Below are 23,630 nucleotides of genomic sequence, written 5' to 3'. Positions count from 1 at the left end.
ATCTGTTATAAAATAGATGAGATATTACAACAGGTTCTAAGAATCTTTGAAGGAGAACAGCATGAACCACGAGGTCATGAATCTTTTCAATCCTCAAGCGCCAGCGCAGACATTTGACTCTATTCGTATTTCTATTGCGAGTCCTGAGAAAATTTTGTCCTGGTCGTATGGTGAGATTAAGAAGCCTGAGACGATTAATTATCGGACTTTTAAACCAGAGCGTGATGGTCTTTTTTGTGCACGTATATTTGGCCCTATTAAGGACTATGAATGTCTATGTGGCAAATATAAACGCATGAAGTATAAGGGTATTATTTGTGAAAAATGTGGTGTAGAGGTTACTCTTTCCCGCGTACGTCGTGAGCGTATGGGGCATATTGAACTTGCGGCACCCGTTGCGCATATATGGTTTCTTAAATCATTACCAGGTCGTATTTCTACACTTTTAGATTTAACTTTAAAAGATATTGAACGGGTTCTTTATTTTGAGAATTATATTGTAACCGAACCAGGATTGACGTCTCTTAAGCTCCATCAGCTTCTTTCTGAAGAAGAATATATGCTTGCTATTGATGAATTTGGAGAAGATCAGTTTACAGCTATGATTGGCGCTGAAGCTATTTACGAGCTTTTAGCTAGTATGGAGTTAGATAAAATCGCTAATGATTTGCGTCTTGAATTAGCTGAAACAACTTCAGAGTTAAAGCAGAAAAAATTGATTAAACGACTTAAAATCGTTGAAAATTTTCTTGAATCTGGAAATAAGCCAGAGTGGATGATTATGAAAACAATTCCGGTTATTCCACCGGATTTGCGTCCATTGGTTCCGCTTGATGGTGGGCGTTTTGCGACATCAGATCTGAATGATCTTTATCGGCGTGTTATTAATCGTAATAACCGCTTGAAACGGCTGATTGAATTGCGTGCTCCTGGAATTATCGTACGCAATGAAAAGCGTATGGTACAAGAAGCTGTTGATGCATTGTTTGATAATGGACGGCGTGGGCGTGTGATTACTGGAGCCAATAAACGTCCTCTTAAGTCTTTATCAGATATGTTGAAGGGCAAGCAAGGACGTTTTCGTCAGAACTTACTTGGGAAGCGTGTTGATTACTCGGGGCGTTCTGTTATCGTGACGGGTCCTGAATTAAAATTGCATCAATGTGGTCTTCCCAAAAAAATGGCTCTTGAATTATTTAAGCCTTTTATTTATGCGCGGCTTGATGCAAAAGGCTATTCATCAACGGTAAAGCAGGCAAAGAAGCTTGTTGAAAAAGAACATCCAGAAGTTTGGGATATCTTGGATGAGGTTATTCGTGAACACCCTGTTTTACTCAACCGTGCGCCAACATTGCACCGTTTGGGGATTCAGGCTTTTGAACCTATCTTAATTGAAGGCAAAGCTATTCAACTTCATCCACTGGTGTGTACTGCTTTTAATGCAGATTTTGATGGTGATCAGATGGCGGTTCACGTGCCGCTTTCTCTTGAAGCACAGCTTGAAGCCCGTGTTTTGATGATGTCCACCAATAATATTCTTCATCCGGCCAATGGTGCTCCCATTATTGTTCCCTCACAGGATATGGTTCTTGGTCTTTATTATCTTTCAATTGTTTCTGAAAAAGAACCAGGTGAAGGAATGGCCTTTTCTGATATAGGTGAGCTTCATTATGCCTTGGAAAATAAGGTTATAACGCTTCATACGAAGATTAAAGGCCGTGTTAAGAATATGGGGAAGGATGGAAAAGAAGTCTCTAAACTTTATGATACGACACCTGGTCGTTTGATTATCGGTGAGCTTTTGCCAAGAAGTGCGGATATCTCATTTGATATTGTCAATCAAGAGATGACGAAAAAGAACATTTCTAAAATGATTGATCATGTTTATCGGCACTGTGGACAAAAAGAGACGGTTATTTTTTGTGACCGTATTATGCAGCTTGGCTTTTCTTATGCTTGTCGTGCAGGAATTTCATTCGGTAAGGACGATATGGTTATTCCTGATAGTAAGTCGCGTTTAGTCGCAGAAACAGAAGCTTTGGCTAAGGAGTACGAACAGCAATATAATGATGGTTTGATTACACAAGGTGAAAAATACAATAAGGTTGTAGATGCTTGGGGTAAATGTACAGATCGCGTTGCAGATGAAATGATGAAACGTATTCAAGCCGTCGATTTTGATCCTAAAACAGGTCGTCAACGGCCGATGAACTCTATCTATATGATGTCGCACTCTGGTGCTCGTGGTTCTGCTAACCAGATGAGACAATTGGCCGGTATGCGTGGATTAATGGCAAAACCATCGGGTGAAATTATTGAAACACCCATTATTTCCAATTTTAAAGAAGGTCTAACTGTTAATGAATACTTCAATTCCACGCATGGTGCACGTAAAGGACTTGCTGATACTGCGTTAAAGACGGCGAACTCTGGTTATTTAACACGGCGTCTTGTTGATGTTGCACAGGATGCTATTATTTCAGCAGTTGATTGTGGTACCGCAAAAGGGCTTACCATGCAGCCGATTGTTGATGCAGGACAAATTGTTGCCTCCCTTGGGCAAAGAATTCTTGGTCGTACAGCGCTTGTTGATATTCTACATCCTGTCTCTGGAGAGGTTATCCTTGAAGGTGGAGCAATGATTGAGGAAGCTGATGTCGCGAAGATTGAAGCAGCTGGAATTCAATCTGTTCAAATTCGTTCTGCATTAACATGTGAAACACGTCTTGGTGTTTGTGCAAAATGCTATGGTCGTGATTTGGCGCGTGGAACACCTGTTAATCAGGGAGAAGCCGTTGGTGTTATTGCTGCTCAATCCATTGGTGAGCCGGGAACACAGCTTACTATGCGTACTTTCCACTTAGGAGGAACTGCGCAGGTTGTTGATTCATCGTATTTAGAGGCATCTTATGAAGGTAAGGTGGAGATTCGTAATCGTAATGTGGTTCGTAACTCTGAAGGCCATTTGGTTGTTATGGGGCGTAATATGGCTATCCTTATCAAGGATGAGTTAGGAAAAGAGCGCGTTGTACATCGTGTTAGCTATGGTGCTCATATTTTTGTTGATGATGGTGATGTGGTTAAACGTGGCCAACGTATAGCAGAATGGGATCCTTATACACGTCCAATTTTAACGGAAGTTGAAGGCTATGTGGGTTTTGAAGATATGATTGATGGTTTATCTGTCACTGAAACAGCTGATGAATCTACGGGTATTACGAAGCGTTTGGTGATTGATTGGCGCGCTAATCCACGTGGTGCGGATCTTAAACCAGCTATTATTATTCACACGGATAAAGAAGGTGAATCCATTGCTAAATTGTATAAGGGAGGTGAAGCCCGTTATATGATGTCAGTGGAAACTATTCTTTCTGTTGAGCTTGGTGCTCATGTTAAGGCTGGTGATGTTATTGCTCGTTTGCCAATGGAAAGTGCCAAGACGAAAGATATTACGGGTGGTCTTCCTCGTGTGGCTGAGCTTTTTGAAGCGCGTCGTCCAAAGGATCATGCGATTATTGCTGAAGTTAGTGGCACGATTCGATTCGGCCGTGGTTATAAGAATAAACGTCGTATCATTATTGAACCAAATGATGAAACTCTTGAGGCAGTAGAATACTTGATTCCAAAAGGTAAGTTGTTCCATTTCCAAGAAGGCGATCAAATTGAAAAGGGAGATTATATCCTTGATGGTAATCCAGCACCTCATGACATCTTGGCGATTAAGGGGGTTGAAGCTTTGGCATCTTATCTTGTTAATGAGATTCAGGAGGTTTATCGTTTGCAGGGAGTTCTTATTAATGATAAGCACATTGAAGTGATTGTTCGTCAAATGTTGCAAAAAGTTGAAATTACAGAATCTGGAGATTCTGGTTATATTCCAGGTGATAATGTTGATCGTATTGAACTTGATGAAATCAATGATAATTTGATTGCAGAAGGGAAGAAACCTGCATCTGGTAATCCCATTCTTCTTGGAATTACAAAAGCTTCTCTTCAAACGCCTTCTTTCATTTCGGCGGCATCGTTTCAGGAAACAACACGTGTTCTTACTGAAGCAGCAGTTTCTGGTAAAATTGATACTTTGCAAGGACTTAAAGAGAACGTTATTGTCGGTCGTCTTATTCCAGCAGGTACGGGTGGTACAATTTCTCAAATCCGTCGTATTGCTGCAGTTCGTGATGATTTGATTGTAGATGAGCAGCGTAAGTCTAGTAATAACGAAGTGGCTAAGGCTATGTTGACAAATATGACAACCGGGGCCGTTGCTGAATAATTTAAATACAACACCACATAATATAAAAACGTCTGAATAGAAAGTTCAGACGTTTTTTATTTCGAAATGCAGAAGTTGTATATTTTCTTGAAAAATATCAAAAATTATAAGGCGATAGTTATTTTAAACATCTTTAGTAGCTTATTGTTTTGTAATGATGCTTATCTTTCTTGTTGTTTCATTTTAAAGTTTCTTAATTTCTGCAGGCAGTATAGAAAGTTTTTTCCCAAATATGTGAAACTCAAAAATCATATTCAAGGAAAAGAGTTGATTATTTACAAATCAAATAATGATTGATTTTAAACTTTAGGAAAATTTTTAATTGATATCTTCTATAGAGATTTAAAAGGATTTATAATGAAAGATCAATAGTCTTTCTGTAATCTAAAAATAATTGATTTTCTACTATACAATGTTTATGAATGTATTTTCTTCTAAATTAAAATGCAGAAAAGTAGAGATTAAGGTGCTCACTAAGTTTTATAAAAAATAGACATATTTCTTATAACAATGTGATCTATGCAGACAGAATAATAAAATGTACGAATATTATTCAATTGGAAAATTAACACGTGAGTTTTCAATAATAGCTCGAACTTTGCTATGAAGAAGAGGGACTTCTTATCCCTTTTCGGTGTGGAAGTACACGGCTTTATACATAAACGGATCGTCATAAGTTAAAACAAATCCTGTATGCTAACAGAGTAAAATTTTCGTTGTCTGAAATATCTGATATGTTGACAATGGTTGGAAAACCACCTGATGATGAGAAAAAGCTTAAGAAATTAATTGCAGGAATTCATAAAAAACGAACTGATTTAAAGCAGATGCAGCATGATGTTGATGATCTTCTACAGGATTTAGAACGAATTGAAGAGAGTTTTTTTGAGAGCTTAGCGGAGTTGGGGGTTAGTCATTGATTATAAATTTATTTTGTCTTCTTTTAGACAAATTTCTTTCTCTTAAAAGAGATAGATTATACTATCTCTAAGGGGAATATTTACCACTGCGTGAAATGTGTAAGTCATTTAAAGAAATAGAGTGTTTGAAAAAGCTGCAAAGGTATTTTCGCAGTATATTATCCTTGATAAGAAAAAACTATTTTTCATAAAGAAAGTAAAAACAATGACAGTTTCTCCTATGAGTGTTTTTCAATCTATTTTGTCACGAAAGTCAATTCGCGCTTTTACTGATCAGCCAGTTAGTTTGGAAACAATCAAAGAAATCTTAAAACTTGCAGCACGTGCACCATCTGGAACAAATATTCAGCCATGGCAAGTAATTGTGCTTACAGGAAGTGTATTACAGAAAGTAGGGCAAGAGCTTTCACAACTTGTGCTTTCAGGTGTAAAAGGAGAGCGTGAATATAGTTATTATCCACGTCAGTGGCGTGAGCCTTATATTTCAAGGCGTCGAAAAGTTGGTTTGGATCTTTATCAGAGTCTTGGAATTCAAAAAGATGATGAAGAAAAAGTACTTCATCAAAAGGCGCGAAATTTTTTATTTTTTGATGCACCTGTAGGACTCTTATTTACAATGGATCACGACATGGAAATGGGGAGTTGGCTTGATTTGGGTATGTTTATGCAGACCATTATGTTAGCTGCACGTGGATTTGGATTAGATACCTGTCCTCAAGCTGCTTTTGCTGATTATCATAAACAGATTCGTACGCTTTTATCTATTCCTTCTGATCGCCATATTATCTGTGGTATGGCACTTGGTTATCGCGATATGAGTGCTCCAGAAAACAATTTTGAGACAGAACGAGAATCGTTAGAAAAATTTGTACGTTTCATTGAAACATATCCATAAAATATTTTATAAAATTAAGCATACGTTTTGAAGAACTTAGTGCATTATGAAAAATATTTCCGATAAGATTTCTCATCCTTATTGAATTTTAATATTGCATATTAACACTTATTTTACTACGCTTCAAACATTAGGAGTTGTGACTCTAGGGGCATTGTCCGTTTTAAAGGTTGGCTAATGGAAAACACTATAGAAAGAAAGTGTTGGGTGGTAGCAAGACGAGCGACATTCGTGTTTATTGTTGTCATTTTTTTAGTTTATCTCGCAATTTGATTTTAAACGGAAGAAACGTTATGAAAAAGCATATATGCTCAAGCTGTACTATAGTTTAAGGTGATACGTGTTTCTATCTGTTTTTGAACTTTTTAAAATTGGGATTGGTCCTTCTAGCTCACATACGATGGGACCAATGACAGCTGCTAATATGTTTTTGCAAAAGATAGGAGATTTTTCTCAGTCGTCTGATGTTCAAGTTTCTCGTATACGTGTTTATCTTTATGGTTCTTTAGCTTTCACGGGTATTGGTCATGCAACAGATAGAGCTATCATATTAGGACTTTTAGGAGAAAAAGCTTCTACTGTTGATCCTGATAGCATGGGGTTTCTGTTAGAAAAAGTTATACGTGAAAAAAAAGTGCAACCAGTAGGTCATCCCGCTTATCAGTTTGATGTGCAACGTGATCTTATTTTTGAACGAAAGCAAATCCTCCCTGGACATACAAATGGACTAGCCTTTGAAGGACTTGATACTGATGGGAATGTTCTGTTGCGGCAGATTTATTATTCTATCGGTGGTGGCTTTGTTGTGACTGAGGATGAATTAAGCCATATGAATGATAATATACAACCAGAAGCATTTGAGGTACCATATCCATTCGATTCTGCTTGTACAATGTTATCAATGGCAGAAAAATCAGGACTTTCAATTGCTGAAATGAAGCGCTTAAATGAAGAAACAAAGATAGAGCGTTCTTCTCTTGATGTAGGGCTTGATGAAATTTTTTCAGCGATGACAAATTGCATTGATAGAGGTCTTTCACAAGAAGGTGAGTTGCCTGGTGGATTGCGTGTTCTAAGGCGCGCTAAAAAGCTGCATGAAACGCTTTTGGAAAAACAAAAGAAAAATTACAATTATCCACTTTGGGCAAATGATTGGCTTTCGGTATATGCTATAGCCGTCAATGAGGAAAATGCAGCAGGTGGTCGTGTTGTTACAGCACCAACAAATGGAGCAGCCGGTGTCGTCCCAGCCGTTTTGCGTTATTATCTTCAATTTAATGATGATTCAGATCGAGAGGGAATACATAATTTTCTATTAACGGCAGCAGCTATAGGCGGTGTTATCAAACATAATGCCTCTATTTCTGGTGCAGAAGTTGGGTGTCAAGGTGAAGTTGGAACGGCATCTTCAATGGCCGCAGCAGGGTTGACCGCAGCGTTAGGTGGAACACCAGCTCAAATTGAAAATGCGGCAGAAATTGCGCTTGAACATCACTTGGGAATGACATGTGATCCTGTTGCAGGTCTTGTACAAGTTCCTTGTATTGAGCGTAATGCAATGGGAGCTGTTAAGGCGGTAACGGCTTCTTCTCTTGCATTATATGGTAATGGAGATCATTTTGTTTCTCTTGATGCTTGTATAGAAACAATGCGCCAGACTGGTCATGATATGAGTGAACGCTATAAAGAGACAAGTAAAGGTGGTCTTGCAGTCAATGTGATATCTTGTTAAGAGCTGGAACATTTTTCAATCCATAACTGGACTTTTGGGAGAGAGATCGTATTTTCTGATAAAGCTTATGTTTTTTCAGCGTTTATGTTGTATGGGGAGCGTTATTAAGAGGGACTTTCTTTATTGAACTTTTACAATAATCCCATCAAATGATAAGCTTTCATCTAATGAAGCTATTCATTTTTCCAGAAAGATATCAAGGATAATTTTTTATATTAAATCCAAAAGTGGAAAAATATTGGGTATTTTTATGTCCTTAACAATGTTTTTATTGAAAGCTTGGAGATATTGGATAGTTGGAAAAGCTGTCAGAAAAATTCAACAATTTAAGAAAAAAGTATGTTTATCAAAGGGTTTTCTAAGGCTGTAGATAATGGTTAATAATAAAATAATTTTTTAGAGAAATTAAATATTTGTTGCTCCTAAACGGATTTTAATAGGCACATTACCAGTTTGGCTCGCAACGCGTAAATGAATGCGTACAGGAGGCATTATGAGACGACGGTTGCGTATTGTTTGGCAAATGAGAAGGTGAACAAGAGATTGTGTATCTAATGCAGTCGAATTATATTTTAAACCAGTAAGTTTTGCGGCAGCATCGTGAAGAGAACGCAATGAAAGGAGGGATGATTGCTTCAATAAAATTTCTTTTTTATGGAATGAAGCAAAAGCATTATCTGTCATAATACTATCCTTAACGCAGAATTCAAAAATTTTTAGTAGGCTACAGTATAGCAGTTAAAATTTGCTTTCTTTAATGTAGAGCAAGCATCAAATGCAGCTTTTTTTGATTGAAACCCTGTAAAGCGCGCTCGGTAATAACGCCGCCCATTTTTTTCAAACAGTTGCATGTGTGAAGATGCGTGTTTTAAAATAGAAAAAGCTATATTTTTTGCTTTTAAAAGTAGAGTTTTTGCTTGTTCTTCACTAGGAAGAGAACCAATTTGGATAGCCCATCCGGCATTTTCGGACAAAGAGACTGTTACAATTTTATGAGTCTCAGCCGGTATAGTTTTTTGAGGATTCGGTATTGGTATAATTACCTTATTTACAGCCGTTATTGCGATATTGGAGTTTTTAGGTTGTTCTGCAAATGCTGTCAACATAGTCGAAATTTCATCGTCAAAATTACTTGAATCAGCTTTAATGGTCGGTATAGGAGTATTGGCGCCAGTCGGTAAGTGATAGCGTACAGAAGCCATTAAACGTTCACCACTTTTCATTTGGCTTGCTTTGGGCAAATATTGTTTCAATAGGCTAGCCATATGCTCGTCACGCGCAGTAGATGATTTACCTCCCATAACAACAGCGACAACAGAGCGCCCCTCAAGACGCATCGAAGTTGCTAAATTAGAACCTGACATTTGTGTGTAGCCTGTTTTAATTCCATCGACACCTTTCATTATTTTAACAAGTTTATTGTGGCTGTTAATTTTATGTCCACGGAAATTAAAACTTTTTGTTTTGAACAATTTATATTGTTTGGGAAAATGTTTACGTAAAGCTAATGACAAAGTCGCTATATCTCGTGCTGTAGAATAATTGTGCACATCCGGAAGTCCTGAAGCATTTGCAAAATGTGTATGTTTCATGCCAAGTTTACGAGCTTTTATTGTCATCATTTGAGCGAATTTTTTTTCACTACCTCCAAGATATTCTGCAATGGCAGCAGCAACATCATTTGCGGATCTTGTAATGAGTGCTTTAGCTGCTGATTCTGCAGAAATTGTTTGGCCTGCTTTAAATCCAATTTTTGTTGGTGGACGCATTGCTGCATAATGAGAAACAGGAATTGGTGTATTTGGTGTCACACGACGCATCTGCATAGCTTCAAAGAGTAAGTACAATGTCATCATTTTTGTTAAAGAAGCAGGATAACGTTTCAGTGTTGCATTGGCTTGAAATAGAGTTTTTCCCGTAGTAGCATCTATAACAATAGCCGCATACTTATCAGGATAGGCGCCTTGAGGTGTGGCTGATGCCCAACAGTAAGAAAAAGCTAACATAACAAAAGAAATTGCTATTGTTTTACAGTAGCGCATAATTTTTTGATAATTAATATACACTTGCAGTATCCTATTTCTCCATTTATCCTGAAAAACTTCTATAAAGCTTCCTTTTCTGTAATTTGTTGATGCAGTTTAGGCGAATGGTATTACTAATTTGTTTACAGAAGTTATTTTATGAGTGAGTGATTGAAGTCTAACCATAGAGGGAGATTTTTTTCTAATACAAACAGGTATTGCAATAGTTATGAAAGAATTTAAAATTAATAAAAAATGTGTTGCATGGAAAACGATAATGGGACAGACGCTCATAATAAACTCTATAGCTCATATTATGCATAATGAAAAGGGCAAGAATTGGGATGAAGGTAGGCATGGTGCGGTTATAATGCCTAAGGCTAGAGAAAAACTCGAAAAACCTAAATTATGTCGAGTTTTTTTGCTTAATGATGATTACACACCTATGGATTTTGTTGTTTTCGTTTTGAAGAACTTTTTTAAAAAAAGTTTCGAAGAGGCAACGCGGATAATGTTAAATGTTCATCACAATGGGATAGGAGAATGTGGGACTTATACTTATGAAGTCGCTGAAATGAAAATATTACAAGTGAGGGAATGTGCGCGTCAAAATGAACATCCGTTACAATGTGTAATGGAATGGAAGTGAGGAGCTATGCCATCTTTTACACCTAGTCTTGAAGAGGTTTTGCATCGTGCATTAACAATTGCTACTCAAGCACGGCATGAATATGCAACACTAGAGCATCTTCTACTTGCGCTGTTAGATGATGCCGATGCAAATTCCGTTATTCAGGCTTGCCAAGTAGATGTGGAGGAATTGCGAGAGCGCTTAACCAATTATCTTCGCTCAGAGTTAGATGAACAGATTAGAGCTGATGAGGATACAAAGCCTACAGCTTTTTTCCAGCGTGTTATCCAACGTGCGGTGATTCATGCACAATCAGCTGGAAAAGATGAAGTATCGGGGGCAAATGTTCTTGTTGCAATTTTTTCTGAACGTGAAAGCCATGCAGCATATTTTCTTCAAGAGATGGGAATGACACGCTATGATGCTGTACGTTTTATTTCACAGGGTGTCACGCGTGATGATGGGTTATCCATGTTACTTGAAGGACTTGAAGAGCAATTAGATCAGCAGATTTCGGATAATGGTGAAAGAGGAACAAGTGCTTTAACGAATTATTGTGTTGATCTCAATTGTAAAGCACGTAATGGAAAAATTGATTTATTAATTGGCCGTGAAATAGAAATTTCACGCATGATTCAGATTTTATGTCGAAGGTCAAAAAACAATCCGCTTTTGGTTGGTGATCCTGGAGTAGGGAAAACAGCTATAATTGAGGGATTGGCAAAGCGCATTGTTGATGGGCAAGTGCCTGAAGTTTTATCAAATGCAACAATATTTTCTCTTGATATGGGGGGACTTGTTGCAGGTACACGTTATCGCGGTGATTTTGAAGAACGCTTAAAGCAAGTTATTAAAGAGTTTGAGCTGTATCCAGATGCTATTTTATTTATTGATGAAATCCATACCTTAATTGGAGCAGGAGCAACATTAGGGGGAAATATGGATGCAGCAAATCTTTTGAAACCTGTGTTATCTTCTGGAACTATGCGATGTATTGGTTCGACGACTTACAGAGAATATCGCAAATTCTTTGAACAAGATCGTGCTTTAGAGCGTCGTTTTCAGAAGATTGATATTAATGAACCTTCTGTTACAGATGCGATTAAAATTTTGCAGGGGATGAAGCCTTACTTTGAAGATTTTCATCAGATTAAATATACAGATCAGGCGATGAAGGCATCTGTAGAATTATCTTCACGTTATATAATTGACCGTAGGTTACCTGACAAAGCAATTGATATTATTGATGAAAGTGGCGCAGCGCAAAAGCTTTTGCCACAAAAACAACGCAAGAAGAGTATAGGTGTTAAAGAAATTGAAGCGACTGTTGCTACAATTGCAAGAATTCCACCAAAAACAGTTTCCCGGAATGATCAGAAGATACTGAGTAAGCTTGAAAGAGAACTCAAACATGTTGTTTATGGTCAAGATCAGGCAATTTCCGTCTTAGTTTCATCCATAAAATTGGCGCGAGCAGGTTTACGCGAACCGGATAAACCAATAGGAAGTTATTTATTTTCAGGACCAACAGGTGTAGGAAAAACTGAAGTTGCAAAACAGCTTGCATCATCTTTAGGCATTGAATTATTGCGTTTTGATATGTCAGAATATATGGAACGGCATACGATAGCACGTTTAATCGGAGCACCTCCAGGTTATATAGGGTTTGATCAAGGAGGTCTCCTTACAGATGCCGTTGATCAGAAACCTCACGCAGTTCTATTGCTAGATGAGATTGAGAAAGCGCACCCAGAGTTATTTAATATTTTATTGCAGGTAATGGATTATGGTAGATTAACAGACCATAATGGTAAGAAAATTGATTTCCGCAATGTTATTTTGATTATGACAACCAATGCTGGTGCTTCAGATATGGCAAAATCAGCTATTGGATTTGGGAAAGTACATCGTGATGGTGAGGATATAGAAGCAATCAATCGGTTATTTACACCAGAATTTCGTAATCGGTTAGATGCAATTATTCCGTTTGCACCTTTATCTCATTTAATCATCAATCAGATAGTGCAAAAATTTATTTTTCAGCTTGAAGCACAATTAGCTGATCGGGGAATTTGTTTTGAATTAAGCCCTTCTGCAACTTTATGGCTTTCTAATAAAGGATATGATTCTCAGATGGGAGCACGCCCATTAGGGCGTGTTATACAAGAATATATTAAAAAGCCATTAGCTGATGAAATTTTATTTGGAAAGTTACGCAATGGCGGTACCGTTCGCGTATTGACACAAAAATCAAATGGTAAAAAAGAAAGCTTACAGTTAGAAATTTCATCTTCCGATATATCTGTAAGTTCAAAGAAAAGTAAAATGGAAAACTTTACAAAAAAAACGTGTAGGAAAAAAGCACAACAACTTAAGAGTGTGTTATAAAGCTGCACGGATTTTTTTTGCATTCTCTTCAAGTATTTCTGGAGGCGTTACCATATCATTATGAGGGGTAAGCTCTATTCCCTCCATACGTGGTATAATATGAAAATGAAGGTGATAGACGGTTTGTTGACTAGCTGCTTCATTAAATTGCATGACAGTTATGCCATCTGCTTGAAAGGCTTTTTTGACAGCATTTGCAATTTTTTGAACAGCTTTAATAACAGGAAATAATGTTTCAGGATCTGCATCAAGTAAGTTTCTAGAGCCTTTTTTAGGAATGACCAGCGTATGACCTTGTGCCTGTGGCATGATATCCATAAATCCAATAACATCATCATCTTCGTAGACACGAACAGAAGGGATTTCATTGCGAATCAATTTAGCAAAAATATTGTTATTGTCATAAGCTTGTTTCATACAAATATTTCCTTTTATCGTAAGTTTAAGATTCTAATTTAAAAACGAAAAAATGCAAGGTTTATCAGAGTGTAAGACAAAGAAGTATTTTGACTTCAGTTATATTTAGGATAATGCACTGTCTTAATGAAGGTTTAGATTTCTATGATGGCTTCAACTTCTACAGGAACATCCATAGGAAGAGAGGCAACACCAATAGCAGAACGGGCGTGTTTTCCAATTTCACCAAGGATATTGACGAATAAATTAGAAGCTCCATTGGCAACAAAAGGAATATCGGTAAAATGAGAATCTACAGCCACAAAAACAGTAATTTTGACCACACGTTTTATTTTATTTAAGTCACCCAGAGTTGCCTTGAGTTGCGCGAGAATATTGAGAGCGCAAGCTTCAGATGCTTTTTGGGCTTGTTCGGTATTCACAGTTGCACCAACTTTACCGATGGCTATTGGTTTTCCATTAATAAGAGGAAGTTGCCCAGAAATAAAGAGTTGATTGCCACTTTGTGAAGTGGTGATGTAATTGGCAAGGGGGGAGATTACTTCAGGAAGAGTGATCCCGAATTTTTCTAAGTTTTTTTCAATCATATTGGTCATAATTTTAACTCCATAGCTGCTTTATAATATATTCATTGCATAATCTATTTTTTGATTTAAGAAAATGTGTGGTTAATTGAGAAATTAGCCTTTTTTGCCTTATTGTATGATGTTATGCAACGGGGATAAAGTTCGGAAGTTGGGAATGATTAGATCATTATTTATAATAGTTTTATATATTGTTTTTTTATGTACTGCGAGAGCTGAAGAGCCCATTTTTATTGTGCCTCATCGAGCAATTTATGATTTTCATCTCGATAGTGTTTCTCATGAAATGACAATTTCTGCGATGTCAGGACGAATGGTTTACGAGCTTGCTGGTTCGGCATGCCAAGGCTATAGCACACGTTTTCGTTTCATTAGCCGTGTTTACATTGAAGATATGCCAGTACGTTTGACGGATCAACAGACGACGAGTTATGAAACAGGAGACAGCCGTACATTTCGTTTTAATATTACAGATCAAGAGGGAGAAGAGGTTGTGCATCGTGCCGAGGGAGTTGCGGAGCGTACGCAAGATGGTATTACAGTTACCTTAAAAAAGCCAAAGGAAAAAGAGTATAAGCTTGCAATGGCTGAATTTCCAATGATGCAACTAAAAAATATTATCCGCCATGCAAAAGCAGGAGATCATTTTTACAATGTTACTGTATTTGATGGGACAAATAAAGCAGATAAAGTTATAAAAGAAAGTATCGTCATAGGGGAAAAGAAGACGCTTTTATCTGATAGCGAAACGGAAAAAGTAAGAAAATTGGATGAAGAAGAATATTGGCCTGTTACAATTTCTTATTTTGATGATGGAGAAAATAAAGATGGTTTGCCGGTTTATCGTAGCAGTTTTCTCTTACATGAGAATGGTGTCATGCGTGATCTTCATATAGATTATGGAACTTTTTCAGTGCGTGCAAAATTGAACAGTCTCGAATTCTTGGAACTTGGAAAAGATCTTAATCAATGTGAAAATGCAAATATTAAATGATTAAAGAAAATAACTTGAAAAAGAATCAAATATTAGTATGTTTGCGCTATTCCACACGCGGAGTCTGGGTGTTTGCAAATGATCTGTGAGAAACTTCTAGCAAGCATCCGCCGGTAGCAGGTCTTCCTGCTTTTTCCGCGGAGGTTGAACCGGAAAGGATAAGATTTATGGCACTACCCGATTTTACTATGCACCAGCTTTTAGAAGCTGGTGTGCATTTTGGTCACCAGACTCATCGCTGGAATCCCAAAATGACTCCCTATATTTATGGTCAGCGTAATAATATCCATATTATTGACCTTGCTCAGACCGTTCCACTTTTACACCAAGCACTTAAACTTGTTTCAGATACTGTAGCGCGTGGTGGTCGTATTCTCTTTGTTGGTACGAAACGGCAAGCATCTGACATTATCGCAGATGCGGCGAATCGTTCCGCTCAGTATTACGTTAATGCACGTTGGCTTGGCGGCATGCTCACAAACTGGAAAACGATTTCCAATTCGATCCATCGTTTGCGGAAGCTTGATAAAATTCTTGCTGCTGAAGCGCAAGGCTTTACTAAAAAGGAACGTTTAAATCTTGAACGTGATCGTGAAAAGCTTAATCGTGCGCTTGGTGGTATTAAAGATATGGGTTCTGTTCCAGATCTTATCTTTGTTATCGATACGAATAAAGAAAATATTGCACTCCAAGAAGCAAAACGTTTAGGTATTCCAGTGATTGCTATTATTGATACCAATTGTGATCCCGATGACGTAACACATCCAATACCAGGTAATGACGATGCTTCACGTGCAATTTCTCTTTATTGCGATCTTTTTGCCCGTGCTGCTCTTGATGGTATTGCACGCCAGCAAGGAGCAATGGGTATCGATTTAGGAGCTCAAGTTGATGCACCTGTGGAGCCTATTTTGGAAGAAAATGCAGTTTCAGAAGTTTCTGAATAATATAAAATGCCTAATTAAGGTACTTTTATTGTCTAAAGAAGAAGTTATAGGCGTGCAGAGGGATTTTGCACGCTTTCACTGTTACAAAATAAAGAGGCAAATATGAGCATTACTGCTGCACAAGTAAAAGAACTTCGAGAACTATCTGGCGCTGGTATGATGGACTGTAAAGCCGCCCTAGCAGAGACCAATGGTGATATGGAAGCTGCTGTTGATTGGCTTCGTAAAAAAGGAATAGCTAAAGCAGATAAAAAGGCTGGTCGTACAGCAGCTGAGGGATTAATCGGAGTCGTATCAAAAGATTCACATGCAGTTTTGGTTGAGATTAATTCTGAAACAGATTTTGTTGCACGCAATGATGGATTCCAAGACATCGTGCGTAAAGTAGCAACTGCTGCCTTAGATACGTCAGGGGATGTTGAATCTGTTTCTGTTTCTCTTTATCCAGGTTCTGAGAAGACTGTAGAGCTTACGATTAAAGATGCAATTGGTACAATTGGCGAAAATATGACATTTCGTCGTTCCGCTAAATTGTCTGTTGAGAATGGTGTTGTTGCGACTTATATACACAATAGTGTGGCTGATGGGCTTGGAAAACTTGGTGTTTTGGTTGCGATTGAAACAACAGGAAATAAAGAGGCTGCTCTTGCTTTTGGTCGGCAGGTCGCGATGCATATTGCGGCAACCAATCCATTAGCACTTACAGCACAAGATGTTGATGCTGCTGCTGTTGAACGTGAAAAAGCAATTTTTTCAGATCAAGCACGTCAGTCTGGAAAACCTGAAAATATCATTGAAAAAATGGTAGAAGGGCGTATGCGTAAGTTTTTTGAAGAGGTTGTTTTGCTTTCTCAAGCTTTTGTTATGAATCCTGATATAACTGTTGAGGCTGCTTTAAAGGATGCTGAGAAATCAATAGGTGCTCCAGCAAAAATTATAGGCTTTATTCGTTTTGCATTAGGTGAAGGTGTGGAAAAAGAGGAGTCTGATTTTGCTGCAGAGGTTGCTGCTGCTGTAAAAGGCTAGTTATTGCAAACTCTTGAACAGAGATTTAAAGTCATATCGTTGGTTGTAGAATCTCTGAGGGGAAAAATGTAATTGTTGAGAGGGCGTCACGTGAAAAAAGTGGTGCCCTTCGTGATGTCAAAAGCAAAAAGTAAATGGGCTTTTGGGGAGATTATTAATGGCATTAGCACTTCCGTATAAACGTATTCTTTTAAAGGCTTCTGGTGAAGCTCTTATGGGAGGGCAGAATTTTGGCATTGATGTTTCTGTTGTAGACCGTATTGCCGCTGATATTGCAGAAGTGCGCACAATGGGGATAGAAGTTGCGGTTGTTATCGGTGGGGGAAATATTTTTCGTGGCGTTGCTGTTGCTTCGCATGGTGGGGACCGAGTGACAGGTGATCATATGGGAATGCTTGCAACTGCTATTAACTCTTTAGCATTGCGAACATCTTTGACAAAATTAGGGGTTGAAACTGTTGTACTCTCTGCGATTGCTATGCCACAAATTTGTGAAAGCTTCTCGCAACGTAAAGCAATAGCTTATATGAATCAGGGAAAAGTTGTTATTTTTGCAGGTGGTACAGGAAATCCATTTTTTACCACTGATTCTGCTGCTACTTTACGTGCAGCAGAAATTGGTGCGGATGTCCTTCTTAAAGGAACACAAGTTGATGGTATTTATTCAGCAGATCCAAAAATAGACCCTACGGCTAAGCGTTTTGACCAATTAACACATGTTGAAGTTTTGCAATGGGGATTATCTGTTATGGATTCAACGGCGGTCACTTTAGCACGTGAGAACAATGTACCGATTATTGTGTATTCCATTCATGAAAAAGGCGGTTTGGCTAAGGTCTTGAATGGAACAGGACGCTTTACAATAGTATCGGAATAAGGGTAAGCTTCAAAGGACAATTGAAGGAGACAGAAATATGAATGTTACATCAATTATGGATGATCTGAAACGTCGCATGGATGGTGCCATTACGGCTTTTAAACATGAATTAGGTGGTTTGCGGACTGGACGTGCATCGGCCAGTTTATTAGAACCGTTGACCGTTGAATCTTATGGTTCTGTTGTGCATATAAATCAGGTTGCTAATATTTCTGTTCCCGAACCTCGGATGCTTTCTGTTTCTGTATGGGATAAAACGATGGTCGGAGCTGTAGAGCGCGCTATTCGCGATTCTGGTCTTGGTTTAAATCCCATAACTGATGGTACGAATCTACGTATTCCTTTGCCTGAATTGAATGAAGAGCGCCGTAAAGAACTTGTAAAAATTGCGCATCACTATGCAGAGCAAGCGCGTGTTGCTACACGTCATGTTCGTCGGGATGGTCTGGACAATTTGAAAAAGTTAGAAAAAGATGGTGAAATTGGACAAGATGAAGCCCATAGTTTGTCTGAAAAAGTTCAAAAACTCACGGATGAAACTATTGCTGATATTGATAAAATTTTAGCCGTAAAAGAATCTGAAATTATGCACGTTTAAGACGATTTTGTCACTAGAAAAAGGATATTTACTCCCAGCCTGTAAATTGTTTCTAGGGATAATTGTGGGGAGTGGTGTGCTCTGTGGTAGCAAGGTGTGATGCAGGAAGGTGTTCTATCATTTTGATATGGGAGAGACTGATTTGAAAGGGCAGATGTTTTTATTTTTTAGTCTGCGTGATAAATCATGCCCTTTGCTGGGAGACACTATTTAACAGCATGGTGCGGTTTTTTAGTTGAGCACGTCTTTGTTAAAATGCATAATGAAAGCATTATTAGAAATTATTCAAATATTCTAAGATGAAGGTTGGGGAAAGAATATAATGCAAAAAACAAGCCTAACCTTTCTCTTATTTCTCATTATAAAACATGTGAGTATAATTGATCAAGCAGATGTTATGTGGCGTAATTCGTTTTTTAATGACGAATAGTTGATAGAAAAGTGTTTTTATACGAAACCTATATTAGTTAATTTGTATGGGGCAGAGGTAACTGCTTTTTCATTTTATATTTGAGAAAATATTAAAAAAATATTTTATAATTTTGACGGAGATTTTTGAAGCTGTTTTCATTGATTATTAGTTTCATAAGCGCTATCTTAGTAGACTGAATTATTTATGATAAATTATAAGAGAAATTATACAGGTATGAGATAAAAATACTGCGTAGGGGAGTTTTTCTTGCGTTAATTTTAGAGCTTGTATTTTCTATTTTTATTGTTTGGATGTTGTTTTGTCTAATTTGGTTTATCGTATTCTGACAGCTTTTGTTTTTGGCATTATTGCGTTGTATCTAACATGGTTGGGAGGAAACTTCTTTTTTTTATTTGTATGGTGTATTGGCGGTTTTGTTCTTTATGAGTGGATGAGTATTACTAAAGAGAAATGGTGTATTTTACAAAAAATATTAGCAAGTATCTTTTATTTAATCTTTGGCTTTTTTTTAGTGTTGAGTGTATCTGCTTCATTGATTTTTTGTGTTTTAATCGTTTTAGCTACAGTATTAGCTATTATATCTATAAAAAAGAGTGGTTGGGTTTTTTGTGGTTTTTTATATGCATCTTTTCCTGTTGTTGCTTTATGCTTTCTACGGGATCATGAAATGTTGGGGTTCCAAGTTGTTATTTTCTTATTTACGATAGTGTGGGGAACAGATATTGGTGGTTATTTTATCGGACGTGCATTAGGGGGCCCTAAATTAGCACCACAATTTTCTCCTAATAAAACATGGTCAGGAGCACTTGGTGGTACATTTGTCGGAGTTTTCGGTGGTATATGGGTTGCTTTTGGATTTTTTGATATAAATTTAGCCAGTTTTTTTGTGCCACTCCTTACACTTGTTTTGTCAATTGTTTCACAATTGAGTGATTTAGGGCAATCATGGCTCAAAAGACGGTTTTCTGTTAAAGATTCTAGTTCTTTATTGCCTGGACATGGTGGTTTTATGGATCGTATAGATGGATTGGTAGGGGCAGCTTTTCTTCTTTATTTAATTGGTTCATTTATGTCTGATATGGATGCGCCTTTTAATCTTTTTAGTATGATCTAATTGGGAGAAGATAGTTTGGAACTTTTAAATCATATCGTCACTATGGGTGATTTTCTTTTAAGAAGTTTGAGTATTCTTTTCATCATTATGATTATCATTTTTGTGCACGAATTTGGGCACTATCTCATTGGTCGGTGGTGTGGTATTAAGGCGTTAATTTTTTCGCTTGGATTTGGACCAGAAATAGCGAGTTATACAGATAAGCATGGCACGAAGTGGCGTTTAGCACTTATCCCCTTAGGAGGTTATGTAAAATTTGTTGGGGATGAGGAAAAAATCGATACGGAATCATCCCAATCATCTCTGATTGTTGATGGTTCATTTGCTAGTGCGCATGCTTGGAAAAAAGCAGCAACTGTTTTTGCCGGTCCTTTCTTCAATGCCCTTTTTACTGTTGTTATTCTAACATTTTTTTTCTTTATCTATGGTCGTGTAGCCATTGAGCCCGTTGTTGGTTCTTTGGTAAAAGATAGCCCTGCTCTTCAATCCGGTTTGGAATTAGGTGATCGTTTTGTTGAAATGGATGGGCGACGGGTTGAAAGCTTTGAAGATTTGATGAATTATGTAGCTTTTCACGGAAGAGAACCCATAGAGTTTAAAATAGAACGCATGGGGCGATTCTTTACAACGATGATTACCCCGAAAGTCGTTGAGCGAGATGATGGATTTGGTAATCGAACACGAAGTGCTATGATAGGTGTAGGTGTTCCTGTTGATTTAAATAATCCTGCACGTTTAGATCCAACTTATATAAAACATATTCGCTATGGTTTTGTAACAGCTGTAAGAAAAGCGTCAGACCGTACTGTGTTTATCGCCACTCAAACCGTTCTTTTTATGAGTCGTTTAATAGGAGGCAAAGAGGATCGTTGTCGGCTAAGTGGACCTTCTAAAACCGTTAAAATTGCTTGGAAAGTGAGCGAGACAGGTTTTATCTCTTTATTGAATTTAGCAGCTTTTCTTTCAATAAGTGTTGGGCTTATTAACCTTTTTCCGATTCTACCGCTTGACGGTGGGCATCTTTTATTGCATGTCATTGAGGTCATTACTGGGAGGAAAATATCTGCTAAAATTCAGGGAATCGTTTTTCGTTTAGGTTTTTCCATTCTTTTCCTTTTTATGATCTTTGTCTTTTTTAATGATTATTTTTGTTGGTTTAGCTAATTAAATTATGGAAAACGCTTTATAAATTAAGTAATAATAGCAAAAACAAATTGAAGGTTGTTTACCATGTCTACAAAATGTTGTGGCATTATACATTATAATGAGTAATTAAGGAATGAAAAGTCTCGCTGTAAAAAGGTTGTTATGGCAGTTAGCTTTTTAAGGCATCATGTCTAAGGAACGAGAGTAAGGTAAAAAAGCCAATGACTACGAATTCAAAGTTTTTAAATGCAGCATCTGTATTGGTGTTAAAGATGGGGATGATTGCCCCAGCAACGGTTTTTATGTCAATTGCTGCGGTCGGAGAAATACAAGCGTCTGTAGTCCGCTCTATTGAGGTTCGTGGGAATAAGTTTGTAAGTTCTCAGGCGATTCGAGACAATATGGGGATTAAGGTTGGGCAAGGTGTTTCCAGTGGTGATGTTGATAGTGCTGTGAAGAACCTTTTCGAATTGGGTTTATTTTATGATGTTAAAATAAATCCGGTGGGTGATAAATTGGTTGTATTCGTAAAAGAATATGAGGTTGTCAATCAAATATTGTTTCAAGGAAATAAATCTTTTAAAGACCCAGATCTTAAGCGGTTTATTTCTTTAAAACCGAATGAGCCTTTTAATTCTGCGAAGCTTTCTGCTGATATAAATACAATTCGTGAGGCTTATAAAACTCTTGGTCGTAATAATATCACTGTTAACGTTCAAACGATTAACCTTGGAAAAGGGCGGGTTAATGTGGTATTTAATGTCGTTGAAGGGAAAAAAACAAAGATTGGTGATATCACTTTTAAGGGCAATAGTGTCTTTGGAAGTCGCCGTTTGCGTGATGTGATTTCAACAAAAACTTCAGGAATTTTTTCGAAGTTGTTGGGAGGTGATGTTTACAGTGAAGAGCGCCTCGCTGTTGATGAAGAAGCTTTACGTCGCTTTTATTATAACCGTGGTTATGCAGATTTTCGTGTAGTCTCTTCTAAAGCAACTTTTGATGCAGCAAGCAATACGTATAAAATTTCTTTCGTTCTTGATGAGGGTGCACTCTATAAAATTAGCGATATTCAGGTTGAAAGTGATGTTGATGGAATTGACGTTCAATCTGTGAAAAGGATACTTAAAACCCAGCCAGGTAATGTTTATAGTGCAGAAGATATTGAACAGTCTGTTGCAACTATTAATAACAAAGTTGCTGATTCGGGATATGCTTTTGCTAAAGTTGAACCGCGGGGAAATCGTAATTTAGCAAATCATACAATTTCAATTTTATATAATATTGAACAGGGTACACGTGCTTATATTCAACGTATTGATATACGTGGCAATGAGAAAACGCGTGATTACGTCATTCGCCGTGAGATTGATTTAAACGAAGGAGATGCTTACAATCAAACTTTATTACAGCGGGCAAAACGTCGTCTAGAAAGTTTAGGTTTCTTCAAAGCCGTTAATATTTCAATGGTTCCTACAGATCAATCTGACCAAGTTGTTTTGGTAATAGATGTCGTTGAAGCTTCAACAGGAGATCTCTCTCTTTCTGGAGGGTATACAACAGGGGGAACAAGTCCTGGTATGTCACTTGAAGTTTCTGTTACTGAACGTAATCTTGGGGGACGTGGTCAATATGTTCGTTTAGGATTAGGTGCGGGGCAAGAAAAATCTCGTAATTATAATTTATCATTTGTTGATCCTTATTTCTTAGGGTATCGTTTATCTGCTGGCGTTGATGTTTTTCGTAGTACTTATCGTGCTGATAAAGCCTATGATGTACGGCAGACAGGTGGGTCGCTGCGGTTTTCGTTACCTATTAATAATCAATTATCTGCTAATGTAGCTTATTCTTATGTGCAGGAAGAATATGATTTTGGCGGAGAGTATGATTTTGACAAAGAGAGTGACATAATAGAATTATATGGGAAATATTCTGGTGCGATTGTTCAAGCTGCAAAACACAGCCCTTGGAAACGTTCATCAATTAGTTATGGTTTCACCTATAATACGATTGATGATGTGAGATCCCCTCATGATGGGTGGTACGTGCATCTGCTTCAGGAATATGCAGGGCTTGGTGGGAGTGCAAAGTTCTTGAAGACCACGGGTAAGGCGATGATGTACAAGACTCTTTCTGACCAGAAGGATATCGTTGGTTTGCTTTCCTTTGGGGGTGGTTATATCCACGGAATGGGCCGAGATGGTGTTCGTATTTTCGATATGTTTAAAGTAAATTCTGATATGATTCGAGGGTTCAAATATAATGGAATAGGTCCGCGTCAGGTTTCCAGTAAGGGTGAGGTTTATTTCTTGGGGGGAACGACATATATGAATGCGACTGCTGAAGTACAGTTCCCTATCCCTGTCGTGCCTGAAGGATTTGGGTTGCGCGGTGCTTTATTTGCGGATATTGCCACGCTTTATGGCAATAATTATAAAGCCGTTTTTAAGGGTGAACCGTCTGTTACCAATACAAAAAGTGCTTGGCGTTCATCTGCAGGTGTGAGTTTGATGTGGGATTCTCCGTTTGGTCCTTTGCGTTTTGATTATGCTTGGCCAATAACGAAGCAGGAAGGTGATCGTTTGCAACAATTGAACTTTGGTATTTCTACGAAGTTCTGATTTGAGCGATTTT

General features: G+C 37.7%; 18 protein-coding genes. 14 read left to right on the top strand and 4 right to left on the bottom strand.

Features of this window, described 5'->3' with window-relative positions:
* Positions 1-61: 61 nt before the first annotated feature.
* The 4 genes from rpoC to ACFIK2_RS10010 all read left to right on the top strand — a co-directional run bounded on the left by rpoC (position 62) and on the right by ACFIK2_RS10010 (position 7,820).
* Positions 62-4,273, top strand: coding sequence for a DNA-directed RNA polymerase subunit beta' (rpoC, locus tag ACFIK2_RS10025; RefSeq protein ID WP_375632761.1), 4,212 nt, complete (start codon positions 62-64; stop codon positions 4,271-4,273).
* A gap of 716 nt (positions 4,274-4,989) precedes the next feature.
* Positions 4,990-5,193, top strand: a complete 204-nt coding sequence (locus ACFIK2_RS10020) for a hypothetical protein (RefSeq protein ID WP_375618381.1) — start codon at positions 4,990-4,992, stop codon at positions 5,191-5,193.
* Positions 5,194-5,398: 205 nt separating this feature from the next.
* The gene (locus ACFIK2_RS10015; protein ID WP_375618388.1) at positions 5,399-6,088 is read left to right on the top strand and encodes a nitroreductase; all 690 of its coding nucleotides are present in this window, start codon (positions 5,399-5,401) and stop codon (positions 6,086-6,088) included.
* Positions 6,089-6,428: 340 nt separating this feature from the next.
* Positions 6,429-7,820, top strand: coding sequence for an L-serine ammonia-lyase (locus ACFIK2_RS10010; protein ID WP_375632764.1), 1,392 nt, complete (start codon positions 6,429-6,431; stop codon positions 7,818-7,820).
* Positions 7,821-8,225: 405 nt separating this feature from the next.
* On the opposite strand, the gene ACFIK2_RS10005 is transcribed toward ACFIK2_RS10010, so the two are convergent.
* Positions 8,226-8,504 carry a hypothetical protein gene (locus ACFIK2_RS10005; protein ID WP_375618379.1) on the bottom strand — a complete coding sequence of 93 codons (279 nt, stop codon included), beginning with the start codon at positions 8,502-8,504 and terminating at the stop codon, positions 8,226-8,228.
* A gap of 32 nt (positions 8,505-8,536) precedes the next feature.
* Positions 8,537-9,886: a D-alanyl-D-alanine carboxypeptidase gene (locus ACFIK2_RS10000; RefSeq protein WP_375632766.1), complete on the bottom strand. Its 1,350-nt coding sequence runs from the start codon at positions 9,884-9,886 to the stop codon at positions 8,537-8,539.
* Positions 9,887-10,121: 235 nt separating this feature from the next.
* On the opposite strand from ACFIK2_RS10000, the gene clpS reads away from it, so the two are divergent.
* The gene (clpS, locus tag ACFIK2_RS09995; protein WP_273790742.1) at positions 10,122-10,493 is read left to right on the top strand and encodes an ATP-dependent Clp protease adapter ClpS; all 372 of its coding nucleotides are present in this window, start codon (positions 10,122-10,124) and stop codon (positions 10,491-10,493) included.
* Between the two features lie 6 nt (positions 10,494-10,499).
* Positions 10,500-12,863, top strand: coding sequence for an ATP-dependent Clp protease ATP-binding subunit ClpA (clpA, locus tag ACFIK2_RS09990; RefSeq protein ID WP_375662574.1), 2,364 nt, complete (start codon positions 10,500-10,502; stop codon positions 12,861-12,863).
* Here the strand turns inward: clpA and ACFIK2_RS09985 are convergent.
* Complete coding sequence (locus tag ACFIK2_RS09985) at positions 12,858-13,280, bottom strand: HIT family protein (RefSeq protein WP_375632769.1); 423 nt, start codon at positions 13,278-13,280, stop codon at positions 12,858-12,860. The two genes, clpA and ACFIK2_RS09985, sit on opposite strands and share 6 nt — an antisense overlap.
* Positions 13,281-13,414: 134 nt before the next feature.
* The gene (locus ACFIK2_RS09980; protein ID WP_375607219.1) at positions 13,415-13,876 is read right to left on the bottom strand and encodes a RidA family protein; all 462 of its coding nucleotides are present in this window, start codon (positions 13,874-13,876) and stop codon (positions 13,415-13,417) included.
* 145 nt (positions 13,877-14,021) lie between these two features.
* Here ACFIK2_RS09980 and ACFIK2_RS09975 point away from each other — a divergent pair, with 145 nt between their 5' ends.
* From ACFIK2_RS09975 to bamA, 8 genes are all read left to right on the top strand, one after another.
* Positions 14,022-14,858, top strand: coding sequence for a cell envelope integrity EipB family protein (locus ACFIK2_RS09975; protein ID WP_375632770.1), 837 nt, complete (start codon positions 14,022-14,024; stop codon positions 14,856-14,858).
* Between the two features lie 167 nt (positions 14,859-15,025).
* The gene (rpsB, locus tag ACFIK2_RS09970; RefSeq protein WP_273788135.1) at positions 15,026-15,805 is read left to right on the top strand and encodes a 30S ribosomal protein S2; all 780 of its coding nucleotides are present in this window, start codon (positions 15,026-15,028) and stop codon (positions 15,803-15,805) included.
* A gap of 102 nt (positions 15,806-15,907) precedes the next feature.
* On the top strand, positions 15,908-16,831 hold the full coding sequence (tsf, locus tag ACFIK2_RS09965) for a translation elongation factor Ts (protein WP_375677246.1): 924 nt from the start codon (positions 15,908-15,910) through the stop codon (positions 16,829-16,831).
* 157 nt (positions 16,832-16,988) lie between these two features.
* A complete protein-coding gene (gene pyrH, locus ACFIK2_RS09960) occupies positions 16,989-17,708 on the top strand; it encodes a UMP kinase (protein WP_273790666.1) in 720 nt (239 codons plus the stop codon).
* A 37-nt stretch (positions 17,709-17,745) separates the two neighbouring features.
* Entirely contained in the window at positions 17,746-18,306 is a 561-nt protein-coding gene (frr, locus tag ACFIK2_RS09955; RefSeq protein WP_273790667.1) for a ribosome recycling factor, read from the top strand.
* A gap of 731 nt (positions 18,307-19,037) precedes the next feature.
* Positions 19,038-19,853, top strand: a complete 816-nt coding sequence (locus ACFIK2_RS09950) for a phosphatidate cytidylyltransferase (protein WP_375613469.1) — start codon at positions 19,038-19,040, stop codon at positions 19,851-19,853.
* Positions 19,854-19,868: 15 nt separating this feature from the next.
* The gene (locus ACFIK2_RS09945; RefSeq protein WP_375632778.1) at positions 19,869-21,017 is read left to right on the top strand and encodes an RIP metalloprotease; all 1,149 of its coding nucleotides are present in this window, start codon (positions 19,869-19,871) and stop codon (positions 21,015-21,017) included.
* A 203-nt stretch (positions 21,018-21,220) separates the two neighbouring features.
* Complete coding sequence (gene bamA / locus ACFIK2_RS09940) at positions 21,221-23,617, top strand: outer membrane protein assembly factor BamA (protein ID WP_375632780.1); 2,397 nt, start codon at positions 21,221-21,223, stop codon at positions 23,615-23,617.
* The last annotated feature ends 13 nt before the right edge of the window (positions 23,618-23,630 follow it).

It is taken from the genome of Bartonella sp. AP88XZML, assembly GCF_042195565.1.
GTDB lineage: Bacteria > Pseudomonadota > Alphaproteobacteria > Rhizobiales > Rhizobiaceae > Bartonella.
Note: the sequence above shows the minus strand (reverse complement) of the source record. Positions and strands in the feature narration are given on the sequence as shown.